Origin of the sequence: Phocaeicola acetigenes, from assembly GCF_027529745.1 — a bacterium.
Classification (GTDB): Bacteria; Bacteroidota; Bacteroidia; order Bacteroidales; family Bacteroidaceae; genus Phocaeicola; species Phocaeicola acetigenes.
Window position 1 is genome coordinate 17,575 of sequence record NZ_JAPZVM010000013.1, and the last position, 12,727, is coordinate 30,301.

General features: G+C 32.7%; 13 protein-coding genes. All 13 read right to left on the reverse strand.

Annotated features, from left to right (window positions below; translation table 11 throughout):
- Positions 1-78: 78 nt before the first annotated feature.
- A complete protein-coding gene (locus tag O6P32_RS12415; protein WP_269878829.1) occupies positions 79-576 on the reverse strand; it encodes an acyltransferase in 498 nt (165 codons plus the stop codon).
- Between the two features lie 40 nt (positions 577-616).
- Complete coding sequence (locus O6P32_RS12420) at positions 617-1,624, reverse strand: hypothetical protein (RefSeq protein ID WP_269878831.1); 1,008 nt, start codon at positions 1,622-1,624, stop codon at positions 617-619.
- Positions 1,621-2,568, reverse strand: coding sequence for a glycosyltransferase family 2 protein (locus O6P32_RS12425; RefSeq protein WP_269878832.1), 948 nt, complete (start codon positions 2,566-2,568; stop codon positions 1,621-1,623). Before O6P32_RS12425 ends, O6P32_RS12420 begins: the two co-directional genes overlap by 4 nt.
- Before the next feature lie 56 nt (positions 2,569-2,624).
- A complete protein-coding gene (locus O6P32_RS13640; RefSeq protein WP_332909939.1) occupies positions 2,625-3,491 on the reverse strand; it encodes an acyltransferase in 867 nt (288 codons plus the stop codon).
- 237 nt (positions 3,492-3,728) lie between these two features.
- Entirely contained in the window at positions 3,729-4,682 is a 954-nt protein-coding gene (locus O6P32_RS12435) for an ATP-grasp domain-containing protein (RefSeq protein ID WP_269878834.1), read from the reverse strand.
- A 7-nt stretch (positions 4,683-4,689) separates the two neighbouring features.
- Complete coding sequence (locus O6P32_RS12440) at positions 4,690-5,103, reverse strand: GNAT family N-acetyltransferase (RefSeq protein ID WP_269878835.1); 414 nt, start codon at positions 5,101-5,103, stop codon at positions 4,690-4,692.
- Positions 5,100-6,206, reverse strand: coding sequence for a DegT/DnrJ/EryC1/StrS family aminotransferase (locus O6P32_RS12445; RefSeq protein WP_269878836.1), 1,107 nt, complete (start codon positions 6,204-6,206; stop codon positions 5,100-5,102). Before O6P32_RS12445 ends, O6P32_RS12440 begins: the two co-directional genes overlap by 4 nt.
- Before the next feature lie 3 nt (positions 6,207-6,209).
- Complete coding sequence (locus O6P32_RS12450; protein ID WP_269878837.1) at positions 6,210-7,649, reverse strand: lipopolysaccharide biosynthesis protein; 1,440 nt, start codon at positions 7,647-7,649, stop codon at positions 6,210-6,212.
- Positions 7,650-8,083: 434 nt separating this feature from the next.
- On the reverse strand, positions 8,084-8,686 hold the full coding sequence (locus O6P32_RS12455; protein WP_269878838.1) for an HAD family hydrolase: 603 nt from the start codon (positions 8,684-8,686) through the stop codon (positions 8,084-8,086).
- A 3-nt stretch (positions 8,687-8,689) separates the two neighbouring features.
- The gene (locus O6P32_RS12460) at positions 8,690-9,583 is read right to left on the reverse strand and encodes a decaprenyl-phosphate phosphoribosyltransferase (protein WP_269878840.1); all 894 of its coding nucleotides are present in this window, start codon (positions 9,581-9,583) and stop codon (positions 8,690-8,692) included.
- Positions 9,573-10,889, reverse strand: coding sequence for a hypothetical protein (locus O6P32_RS12465; protein WP_269878842.1), 1,317 nt, complete (start codon positions 10,887-10,889; stop codon positions 9,573-9,575). Before O6P32_RS12465 ends, O6P32_RS12460 begins: the two co-directional genes overlap by 11 nt.
- Before the next feature lie 132 nt (positions 10,890-11,021).
- Positions 11,022-11,414: a GtrA family protein gene (locus O6P32_RS12470; protein WP_269878843.1), complete on the reverse strand. Its 393-nt coding sequence runs from the start codon at positions 11,412-11,414 to the stop codon at positions 11,022-11,024.
- 126 nt (positions 11,415-11,540) lie between these two features.
- A complete protein-coding gene (locus O6P32_RS12475; protein WP_269878844.1) occupies positions 11,541-12,554 on the reverse strand; it encodes a transcriptional regulator in 1,014 nt (337 codons plus the stop codon).
- Between the last annotated feature and the right edge of the window lie 173 nt (positions 12,555-12,727).

Genomic DNA, 12,727 nt, shown 5'->3' on the forward strand with positions numbered 1-12,727 from the left:
CATTCTCATTTCATTGAATACATTTTCTGACCAGATCTTCTAAAGTGATAATCATTGTTGAATACCAACTATCCAAATTTATATTTTCTTTATAAACTTAGCCGGATTCCCTCCCCACAACTCACCTGCAGGTATATCTTTTACAACTACACTACCTGCTGCAACTAATGATTTTTCGCCAATATGAACTCCTTTGCAAATGATAGAACGAGCACCTATAAAGACAAAATCATCTATTTTTACCGGAGCTGTCTTAGCATTGATTATGTCTTTCTTCCTATCCATTCTAATCTCCCAATTTGTACTATGAAAATTTGTATCCATTATCAAACATCCGGCTCCTATATTTACATAGTTACCTATCTCAATCTTTTCTGCACAATAAATAGCAGTTGAAGTAATTCCAGAATTATTGCCAATAGATAATACAGCATTTTGACATACAACAATATGAGACTTTGTAAAAATATCAACTCCTATTGTATTTATAATTAAATTATTACCAAAAATAAAATTTCCATCTATATCTAACATTAATCCTTTACGCTGTACATAACCTCCCTTTTCACGTATCATAGCATGATACTTACAACGAATACAAAACAAATGTATAATCCTAACTAAAGTTCTTAGTTTTTGCAATAACATCATTTTTTTTCAATTTACATGAAAAATAATCTTCAACATAAGAAATAAATTTTTCCACATTTAAATCATTATTCTTTTCGTAATCTAAAGACTGTAATAACTTATCTCTTGTAGATATCGCAAAATTTATTTCTTCTGAATTATCACCATATGCTATACCATAGCCGATTTTATCATTCTCCCCTAAATAATCAAATCGACTTTTACCTTCTTCCACCATTACAATAGGAATACAACCGCAGACTGATGCTATTACTGAGTAGAATGTTTGAGTATCATATATATAACAATATTTATATTCGTTAAATATTCTATTAATTTCACACTCAGATGTTCCATAATCAATAACTTCACCATCAAAACATTCCGGTAAATCTTTTCGTCCTCTACCTTTTCTTATTAAATAACATTTTTCTTTTCTATCACCAAAATTATATTGATAATATAATTTTGAATCAAATACATTTATTTTCACTTCTTTACATTCTGGATTTAAATCATACGAATTAAATTTTTCCCTGTAACAAAGAAATAAATCATCATTAGAATAGGCTTCTTTTTCATTAGAATATTTATAAAAATACAATAACCACCTTACAACACTTTTTCCCCCCAAAACATTCCCGTAAAGATATTCCGGATATAAAACGAGGGTATTTTTTCGATTAAAGAAAGGTGAATACTGAATTTTGCAACCATATGTATGATTTAATGCTACAGAATTAAAAAAAGTTGACTTAGCATATTTCGTATTTTTTGCAAAAAAATAAATAATCTTTTTTATATTATATACACAAATGTTTCTAAGCCATGAATACCAAAACTTCAGTTTATTTACTTTTGAAGTAGGAAAATCATGTACCATAAAAAGTCTAGCATCATATCCTTTTTTTATCAAAAATCTACATAAAGTAGATAATACCAAAGTTCCACCAAAATAATCATAACTATTTAAGATTATTATCCTTTTTATCATAAGAAAGAAGATTTAACCGCTTTAGAAATTCTCATAAATAACACACGAAATAGCATTTTTAAAACAATGGCATATTTTTTTCTCAAAAGAAAACTTCTAAAAAAAAGCTTCCAGCTTGTTTCATATAACAATCCCATTTTATCCTCATATATTCTTCTTTTTAAGGCAGCAGATAAATATTTTTCTTTATCATGAAAATTTGCATCAATAAACTTTTTCATTTCCCTATCAAAATCATTAATAGCTTCTAATAATGCATAAAGTTTATAACCACCTAATGATGTAATATTAATTCCACTCATCCTAAACTTTACTAATATTTTTGATGTAGAACCAATTCCTTCATCAAGAGAAAACCTAAATACCGAAAAATAATCAGAATACCATGCATAAGGAAAAGAATAATACCCATTACAATATTTAATTCTTTTTAATCTATACATAAATTCAGAAATAGTCTGTCTCCTTAATTGATGAACAACATGCCAAACATAATCAAAACAGGTTTCCAATTCAGGCGAAGAAGGGTAATAATCTATGACATAACCATTACTATCTATTATCTCTGCTCTAGCTCTAAAAACATTTATAAAAGGATATTTATATGCTAAATACAGCATTTCTTCAATAAAATTAGGTTCATATACATCATCATCACATAATAATGCAAAAAATTCTCCACGAGCATATGACAAACATTTATTCCAATTATTGACAGGATTAAATTTTCCGATATTGTTTTGGTTCACATAATACTTAATCCTTTCATCTTTAAAAGAAGACACAATGTCTTTTAAATTCTCAGGCGAATGATCATCAACAATAATTAATTCAAGATTACTATAACTTTGATTTAAGACTGACTCTATTGCATTATATAAATATTCTCTTTTATAAGCTGGGATAGCAACTGTTACCAATGGATTTTCTTTAAAGAATGACATAAATTTATTCTATGAAAAAATAATATGGATAAAATGAATTCCAATAAGCACTTTTTTTATAATACATCTAAAACTTTATTTTTCATATAAGTAAACAAAGGATGTTCAATAAAAACAATACGTAATCGGTCGATAACAATGCAAACAATAAATATACAAAAAACAGCCACAATAGGTCTCATCCAAAAATATTCATCACTATAATGCCCTACGTTATCCAATAAATCCTGCCACAGCCATCGTCTCATTGTATCACTATTAGCATGAATCAACAACACACCGAATGTAGACCCTCCTACCATATTTATATATTTACTTTGAGGAAGTTTTATATTCTTAAACCACATAAAACTGCAAACTGCTGTAAGCAACGCCAATATCACATTACTATCTGATAGCATGCGATAAGGAAATATATCTTTACCAAATCTTACATTCACCCACAAAATACTTATTATACTTACTACAGACAAGATAATACATAATATTGTACATATCATCCAAAACATTGTATTCCTATCATACTTGCATGGATAAAGACGAATGTACGATGATATGAAATATAGCACTATAAACCAAGAAACATAATTCATATTAACTCCCATATAAGGGAAAGAAGAATGCAAGGTATATATAAACAGACTTAAAAGAATTAACAAACCATGTTTCTTTTGCTCTAAATTATTTATCAATATATTAAGAAATGGAATACACAAATAAAAAATCAAGAAACAACTTGTAAAATTATCACATAAATATCTACATGGAATTATATTTATTACCCCACCCAATGAAAATTTTTCATATTTACAAGCAACAAACACGAAATAGATCAAAATATTATAGAATAAAACCTCAAACAGAAGTTTAAGAAATTTTTGGACGGTTATTTGAGATTTACACATAAAGTATCCGGTAATCAAGACAAAACAATTAATACCGGTTTTTCTTCATGCTCCAAATAAATAGAAGAATATACTACGTACAGAAAAAGGATTATCTTCCATTATTGTCATCAAACCAGAATTTACAACATAATGATGAGCAACTATTAATAGCATAACTATCACTCGATAAAACTCTAAATTTGTATTCCGCTCATTAAATGTCATATTCCACAAAATTTTACAACTCTATATTTTATATAAATAAGAAGAATATTACAATTTATTTTTCCATAAAAGTTTTTCTTGATAATGTTTAGTTATAATCTGCTCTTTAAACTCAATCTTAGATAAAATTTCTTTTCCCAAAAAACAATTAAGATGTGATATAACCATATCATAGCCTACAAAATTACTAAATGCTACCCCAGCTGAAAAACGAGGATTGATATCTATGAGATAATAATCTGCGTCATGGAGTATAAATTCCATATTTATACATCCTACCACATTTAATTTATTACCAATATAAGATACAATATTAATTAAATTCTCATCATACAGAACCCTTACAGTAATCCCTGCTCCATTTTTTGTACGAATTAATTCTTCACGTGGAATAGCAAAACTATTACCAAACTCATCTCTCACATAATCAACAGTATAAACATTTCCATCTATGTATTGTTGGATAATATAATTTGCTTTTATTCTTTCTCTGTTTAATTCTTCTATAGTGTTAATTTTAATTATACCTTCACTACTTCTACCATTGACTGGTTTTGCAATAGCAGGTATCGGAAATTCTATTATATTATCCTTCTTACTGAAAAAACGTGGTATCTTTACTTTACTATCTTTCTTAAAAAATTCACTTAACAATAATTTATTTCTTACATAAGAAAGACACTTTTCTGATTGAATACAAAGAATAATATTATTTTCTTGAAAAATAGAACGATTTTTATTTAAAACATCTATCTCTACATCTGTTAATGGAAATATATAACTTACATTTTCAATCTTACAAATATTCAATAATGCACCAACATAACTTTCATCTGTTGCTAATGGAACCTGATATGTCTTAAAACATTTCTGTGAGACCCAATGCCATTCTGGAGTATATATATCACATCCTATTACTTTATAATTATTATTGAGCAGATTTGTTATTACACAATCTGCAGAAAATGATCCTATAGCTGTAACCAATATATTATTATCCATAATATAATTATAATATTAATTCCATATATACCCTTTTATTGCTATCTATATTTATAATTCTAAAGCCCAATCTTCTATATAAATCTATGGCAATAGGATTATTAGAATGTATTCCAATGATTTTAAAACCTTTCAGATTTACATAGTTCAAGCATTCTAACATCATTTTTCTAGCCACACCATTTCCTCTAAAACCATCTAACACACCAACTAAAGGAATATAAGCTTTTTTATTTTCAAAATCATTACAATACAAAACTAACAATCCAATAAGATTACCGTCATTATTATAATGAATCAAGTAGGCTTTTTCCAAAATCTTATCTATATACTCTTTTAAATCAACCTTTTCTGACAAATGAGGATTAAAATCTTTATCTATAGATTTCAGAAAGTTAAATAATATACTCTTATCTATCATATTATCAATTTTAATATTTCTTCTATATCCTCATCACTCAGTCCATAATACATTGGCAGGCAAATCACCTGCTCGGCCTTTTCGGTTGCGACAGGCAGATTGTCCTTATTAGCAGATTCCAGTCCACGATAGGTAGAGAATGAACTAATCAAAGGATAGAAATATCTTCGACCCAATACGTTATGTTCCTTCATCTTGAAATATAGTTCATCACGGGTCATACCGTATTTTTCTGCATTCACGAATATGGGGAAATATGCATAGTTGTGTGTTACACCGGGTATATCATTGAAAAATGTGATTCCTTCTACATCCTTTAACGCAGCACGATACAATTCTGCCACATGCTTGCGCCATTCGATAGCCTTATCTACCTGTTTCAGGTTAAGAAGTCCGTAAGCAGCACGCATTTCGTCCATCTTGCTATTTATACCAGGTGCTACAACCTCTGTTTCTCCGGCAAATCCGAAATTCTTGAGATAATCGATACGTTTCTTAGTCTGCTCATCGTGCATCACCAATGCTCCTCCCTCGATGGTATTGTATACCTTTGTAGCATGAAAACTAAGTGTAGACATGTCTCCGGCATTAAGGACTGATTCTCCGTTTACCCGTACTCCAAAAGCGTGAGCTGCATCGTATATTACTTTCAAGCCGTACTTGTCGGCAATATCCTGTATTCGTTTTGTATCACAGGGATTTCCATATACATGTACGGGCATGATAGCTGTAGTACGCGGTGTAATGGCTGCTTCTATCTTTTCGGGGTTGAGATTGCAAGTCACAGGGTCTATATCTACAAAAACAGGCTTTATGCCATTCCACCATAATGAATGTGTGGTAGCCACAAAACTGAAAGGTGTAGTGATAACTTCTCCTGTTATACGCAGGGCTTGTAATGCCGTAATCAACGGCAATGTTCCGTTTGTAAAAAGACTTATATATGGAACTCCGAGATATTCGCAAAGGGCTTTTTCAAGCTCTTTATGATAGTATCCGTTGTTTGTAATCCATTTTCTCTTCCATATATCTTCAAGATATGTGTTAAATTCTTCTAATGATGGCATCAAGGGCGATGTCACTGTAATCTGTTTTTCTGCCATATATTATTTCCGTTTTATTATTGACAAAACCTCTTTAAGTTCATCAAAACGCATTAAATATGCTCCCCATATATAATATATTCCCCCGACCAATATTCCTGCTATAAGTTTGGCCCACGTTATTTCCACCAAAGATATAGTAAACAGAACTATACCTCCCATAACAAGCGAATGTATAAGTATATGTGATAGATCCTTTATCTGACTAAAAAAGCCATACCCGATAAGCCGGTTGGTATAATAGGTATTCCATACCAATGAAAGCAAGGATGTGACCACACTACCGTAACACATGGCTACAATACTGAAAGGAACGGTGATACATAAGATACACACACCCTGTATTTTCTTGATAACCTCCAATTTCAGAAAATAATCTGAACGACCTTTTACCTGAAGTAGGTTAAGATTGATAGCATGTATGGGATACCACATCATTGAAAAGCAGACTATCTGTAAAAGATATATGGCTCCTTCCCACTTATCAGTAAGCACTACCCTGATAAAAGGATCGGCTACCGCTGCCAAACCTACCATTAAGGGGAATATTATAAATGCAGACATACGGATAAACCTTTTATAAGCATCAGCTAAACGTTGTTCATCATTCTGAATAGAACAAAGCACGGGAAACGTAACCCCTTGCAGTACTCCGGTTATGTTGGAAGACGGATATTGTGCAAAACCTGATGCACGTGAGTACAAACCTAATGCGAATGACGAATAAACTTTTCCTATCACAAGGGTATAGATGTTATTATAAATTGTATCGAGCAATCCGGATGCCAACAATTTTGATCCAAAAGAAAATAACTGCCTGAAAGACTGCCAAGAAAAGATTAATTTGGGAATCCAACGTACAAAGTACCATAATAATATGGTGCCAAGCAAAGAAGAAAATACCATCTGTAGCACCAGTGCCCAGGCTCCATATCCGTTGTAAGCAAGATATAATCCTAAACAACCGGTAGAAACAGCTGATATTACGGATATCTTAGCACGTGTCTTGAAATTTATAGCTATGGATAACTTTGCACTTTGAATGCCTGAAAGAGATGAAAAAACAAGCATCAAGGATACTACTCTTGTTACATCTTCCAGCATGGGGATATTGTAGAATGATGCAATAAAAGGAGCAGCAAACCACAATAAAATATAGAAAAATATTGCTACTACTATATTGAAATAGAATACTGTAGAGAAATCTGTTTCTGTACGATTGACCTTTTGAACAAGAGCTGTACTGAAACCGCTATCTATAAAAGCCTGTGAAACGGAAAGAAATATACCAAGCATCGCAATCACGCCATAGTCGGAAGGCATTAAAAGACGTGCTATCAGTATACTGAAAACAAACTGTATTCCTTGCGTAGAGAAACGGTCTATAGCACTCCACATCACGCCGTTTACAGTTTTTTTCTTTAAAGATTCACCTTTCACCATACTTATTTTCCTATAAGTGATTTTGCTTATAGATAGAGCATTTAGTTCTTTATACTGCTCTATCACAGAGCAATTTATATTGTTTTCATCGCTATAAGAAACTTTTCCACCATAAACTCATGGTACATATTATCTATCTATCGGAAGAAACGGATAACGGACCGTTATGGACTGTATCTGAGTTTTGATGTACTGTACCAAGTCTTCGGATGTATGAGAATGGGTGACTACATCGTACAGGGTACAGAAAACTTCGGTAAAAATTTACCAAAATATTGATAAAGTTAATGTAGCGGAAAATAATCTTATTTTAACATTGGTTTCTATAATAAACACAAGTTAAAAAGTATTCCTATTATACTTCCTACCTGAAATAAGTGTACAATCAAGTGACTTAATAATTATTAAGCTACAAGTTCAAGTCAATTAATATGCTATTTGGTGAATACTCTATAATATCCTTGATCGGCAAAATCCAACAAATCACGATCTCCCCTACTATCTCCAAAAGCAATTAACTCATAATCCTCTCTATTAGGATAAAGATTAAGCAAACGATTTACTTTTTCTTTGCCGAAACAATTCTTATTCTGAAAGTATCCTGTTAGTTTATCCTGACGGTCAAACTCTGGTATTGTTGCCAGCAGCGTTGACGCATTCAGATATTCAGCAAAGGGTTTCACCCAATCCTCAATACTTGCAGAGATAATTAATATTTCATATCCTTCTTTCTGTAAGGACAGTATTTTCTCACGCGCATCCCAACGTATTAAAGAAATACCTTTAAACTGAAAAAAACATGTACATAGCTTATCGAACTCTTTTCTGGTAACTCCTTTATATAAAAAAGAGAATATTAATTCTTTAATCTTCCAGTTAGGATATAGCTTCATTTTATAGCAAATCAGCAAAGGGCTAAAGAGTAAAAACGTCATCCACAAACCCACGCTTCCCTTAGTGTAACGGATAAACTCCAATAAGGTGTCCTTATTGGTTATTGTCCCGTCAAAATCAAAAACTGCAATTTTCCTTTTCATCTTTTATAAATACAATATGATTATAAAAGAGATTATCCATCCTAAAATAGTCATTTGTAGAAAATGATCCGACATTAAAACCTTAGTGGGACTTCCACTTTTCTCATCAACTAAAACTACCTGAAGATATCGCAATAATCCCAGTAACACAAAAGCAGCTGTAATATACACATTACTACTGTTCATACGCTCCATTACTTCCGGAGAAACACAATACAACAGATATACCACTACTATCACAGCTACAATTACTGTAATAATCTGATTCAGAAAAGTTTCATTATAGCGTTCAATATTGGCTCTCGGTTTGTTGCCCGTTTGTTTATAAACAAGCACATCATCTCTTCTTTTTGCAAAAGCTAAAAAGAGAGCAAGCAGAAAAGTCATAATAATTATCCAATGAGACAAGGCTATCCCTGTAATACTTCCTCCTACAAAGATTCTCAATACAAATCCTGTTGCAATAACCATCACATCAATTAAGGCAATATGCTTAAGATATAAGCAATAAAATATATTCAAGATATAATAGAATCCTATAAGGGCAGCTGCCTGTAAACAAAGGATGTCCTGCACATAAAATCTGGAACAAGTTAACACACCTCCAGAGACAAACAACAGCAAAAATACCAAAGCATATCCCCAAGACAATGGCACCCTACCACTGGCTATAGGGCGATACTTTTTTTGGGGATGTAAAGCATCTGCCTTCCTGTCCAGAATATCATTCAGACAATAAATACTACTGCTCGCCAAGCTATAAGCAATGAAAGCTATTAAACATAACACTTGGCTGTTAAAATCAAACAGCTTTCCTCCGAAAAAGACCGGCAAAAAGATAAATAAATTCTTCAGCCACTGATGAGGGCGAATTAACTCCAAAACATCACGCACCATAAATATAACTAATTGTATAACTCAGTGCATACCAGATATTTCCCAATACACTTGATATAAATGCATTCATATAACTGAAACCGTAAGAAGGAACACCTAAAAAACAGAATACAATAATATAAAAACTTTTCTTACCCAAAATACCAGATGTAAGAACCCTGTTAAATGTCTGTAATTTATTTGAGAATACTTTCACATTAAGAAGTTTCAAACAATTACTCCGCAATGCGAAACAAAAAAGGAAAGAAGATATTGTCCAATACAAAATAACCCGTCTAAAATCACAAGACAAAACAGTAAACATGGGTAAGAGAAAGATAAACTGTAACACTAAAACATTAGAGAGATTCATCATAAACAGCTTGTCCTCTATGATACTATTTTTAACTCCAATCTTAACCTTATTGAGCTGAATCAGCAAATAATAAATAGCAATAAAAATAAAAGGCCATATACAGAATCGGTATACACCTAAAGTTTTATCCATATAATTACCATTCAGGTGCATCTTAAATGTATCCATACCATCCCATCCTAAAGCTCTGCAACCAGCTCCCATAGGAAAAATTGACCCAAACTCGGATATAAAGTAATTATCCCAAGAATGCCATATAGAATCTGCCATTGTACCATCTCCTTTATATATGACACAGATGAACATAACAAGCAAACCCGGCAACATAAAAAGACTCGCTTTCACTATTGATGCAAGCAGGTTATTTTCTTTCTTCACAAAAAGGAAATAATGCAATCCCAATATAGGTAAGAAATAGAAAAATGACGCCTCGTGAGACAATATAGCTACAGCAGATAATATATAGAGAAGAATCAAATGAATCTTACTCCCCTTTAAGAAAGACCTGTAGCAGATAAATATATACCAGATAAACAGGAATATGAGAATATCCCTCCTATACCATCTTAAATCGGACATAGCAAACGCACCAATCAGACAAACAGAGGGCAACAAGAATAAAGACAAATTATTCCGTTTCCATTCACGTAAAAAAATATACAGGAACAAGAATAAGAAAATATAGGATAAGGTATACACCAAATAACCAACATTGATACCCCAGCAATCATACAGATAAAAAAACAATTGTCCCCAAAGTCCTCTACGAACAAAACCTGCCTCATAATTGATGAGCCAATCGCTTATTGAAAAATCTAAAAATCCCCCCAAATAAGCCACTGGTGATACTGACTTTACAAACCTTAATATAAGTTCAAACACCAATAAGAGGCAATATGAATAAAAAACAAGACTAAAAAGTCTGTCTTTAGTAAAAACAAGATATTTCATCTATATAAATTCAATTGTTAGACTAACGATTACCCTCTTAGCTAATTATTCATTTGCCAGGTAGTATAAAAGTTTTATACGCCTAATGTATAAATCATCGGACAATCGCACGCTGAGATTTCTTAAGTTTTTCTATTCCGAATAAGTCTGCCCCGGGGAGCATTTCAGCGCATATCTCACAAGAAAAAAATTTACTGGAACTGCAATTGCATATACCGGAATAGGAGCATATTGTTCTTTCACACCTAAAGTGATGAAAGCATACAAAAGACCTACCTGAAGCAAATAATTAATAATATGACTTAATCCAAACCCCAAACTTTTCTTAAAAGAGGGCTTTGTTCGGAATGTATATCGATTTGAGAAATAAAAGTTACCAATAAAACTAACTAAATACCCTATTGAATAAGCTATTGTGGTATTAAGCCATAGATTTAACAAAAGATAGATAGCGTAATGAATAATGGTAGCTACACATCCTACAATACCAAAACGAATAAATTCTTTTAGTTTTATTGATTCCATAGAATAGATTACTTATTTCCTCTGCAAGTGATTTTGCTTATAGAGTATTTGGTACTTTATATTACTCTATCGCAGAACAATCTGTATCTTTTCTTGCTACAGGAAGCTTTTTCCATGAAACAGGTATTATCTATCTATCGGAAGAAAAGGATAACGGACCGTTATGGACTGTATCTGAGTTTCGATGTACTGTACCAGGTCTTCGGACGCATGGAAATGGGAGACTACATCGGACAGGATACAAGAGGCTTCGGCACAGACGTAGGTCAGTTCCTTGAAGGATCCTATTTGAGGACTGTCGTATATGGAGTGGAAACGGTTTCCGACCTCTTCTAAAAGAAACAAGGCTATTTCTGCAGCTTCCGACAGTTTTTCAGTATCGATATGCATGCGTGCTTTGATAATCCAGGAATGCAGACATCCGGCTATGGCTACCACATCGAGCTGGTTTTTAGGATGGAAGAAACATTTGTTGATTTCCGACTGAACCGGTGTGAGTTCTACATCGCGAACAAGTGATTCTTCGTTTTGCTCTTCCCTACGCTGCCGGATATATTGGTCTATATTCTCGAAACTTTCCTTATTTACTTTTCCAATGGCTACTGTAATGCCTCCAATGGAGGTGATAAGACAGCGGTCTTTGGCAATTCGTACCTGATAGCCTTCCATACCTGCCAGAATGCCGGAAGTAATACGCACTAACGTATGGCCTTCTGCATAATAGTCTAAGGAATGGGGCATAAAACGGATTCGATGTGCATCCAGACGGGAGAGCTGCATGAAAGGTTGCATCACGCTATCGGGGATGACAGCTATCTTTCCGGTGCTGCAATCGTTTACCAGATAAAGTCCAAAATAATTCTGGCTGAGATACTCCTGAATGACACATGGTTCTCCTTGTATGAAAACAAGACCGGTTATTGTGGGTTTCTCTTCCTGATAGATATGCCCTTTTTCTTTTTTATAAAGGATTCGCTTATGAACAAATACGTTGAATTTCTTCTCCAACTTTTGGGTTACGTTTTCTACTTTGGTATGATGTACGAAAAGGTAACACCAAGATGAAAAAGTCTTTTGTCTTGGATATATTTCACCTTCCGGGCCTAATAGTTTAGTCTCGTTCTTTGGTGTGTCTTCCATGACGTTAGAAAAAGTTTCTGTACTATCCAGTGACATCGATACTCTCTCTAATTTATGTAACGGTTTGTCTTTTTACTTGGTAAATATGACGAAAACCTTCCCCAACTAACTGAGTGTAACACGTTTTTCATTGTCTAGTTTTATCTAAAAAACACGTCCTACTTCTGTAAAAT

Excerpts from the sequence above, each read along its gene's own strand:
- O6P32_RS12475 (WP_269878844.1), bottom strand. The coding sequence starts at position 12,554 with ATGGAAGACACACCAAAGAACGAGACTAAACTATTAGGCCCGGAAGGT.
- O6P32_RS12470 (WP_269878843.1), bottom strand. The coding sequence starts at position 11,414 with ATGGAATCAATAAAACTAAAAGAATTTATTCGTTTTGGTATTGTAGGA.
- O6P32_RS12415 (WP_269878829.1), bottom strand. The coding sequence starts at position 576 with ATGATACGTGAAAAGGGAGGTTATGTACAGCGTAAAGGATTAATGTTA.
- O6P32_RS12450 (WP_269878837.1), bottom strand. The coding sequence starts at position 7,649 with ATGGTGAAAGGTGAATCTTTAAAGAAAAAAACTGTAAACGGCGTGATG.
- O6P32_RS12440 (WP_269878835.1), bottom strand. The coding sequence starts at position 5,103 with ATGATAGATAAGAGTATATTATTTAACTTTCTGAAATCTATAGATAAA.
- O6P32_RS12465 (WP_269878842.1), bottom strand. The coding sequence starts at position 10,889 with ATGAAATATCTTGTTTTTACTAAAGACAGACTTTTTAGTCTTGTTTTT.
- O6P32_RS12455 (WP_269878838.1), bottom strand. The coding sequence starts at position 8,686 with ATGAAAAGGAAAATTGCAGTTTTTGATTTTGACGGGACAATAACCAAT.
- O6P32_RS12460 (WP_269878840.1), bottom strand. The coding sequence starts at position 9,583 with ATGGTGCGTGATGTTTTGGAGTTAATTCGCCCTCATCAGTGGCTGAAG.
- O6P32_RS12425 (WP_269878832.1), bottom strand. The coding sequence starts at position 2,568 with ATGTCATTCTTTAAAGAAAATCCATTGGTAACAGTTGCTATCCCAGCT.
- O6P32_RS12435 (WP_269878834.1), bottom strand. The coding sequence starts at position 4,682 with ATGGATAATAATATATTGGTTACAGCTATAGGATCATTTTCTGCAGAT.
- O6P32_RS12445 (WP_269878836.1), bottom strand. The coding sequence starts at position 6,206 with ATGGCAGAAAAACAGATTACAGTGACATCGCCCTTGATGCCATCATTA.
- O6P32_RS12420 (WP_269878831.1), bottom strand. The coding sequence starts at position 1,624 with ATGATAAAAAGGATAATAATCTTAAATAGTTATGATTATTTTGGTGGA.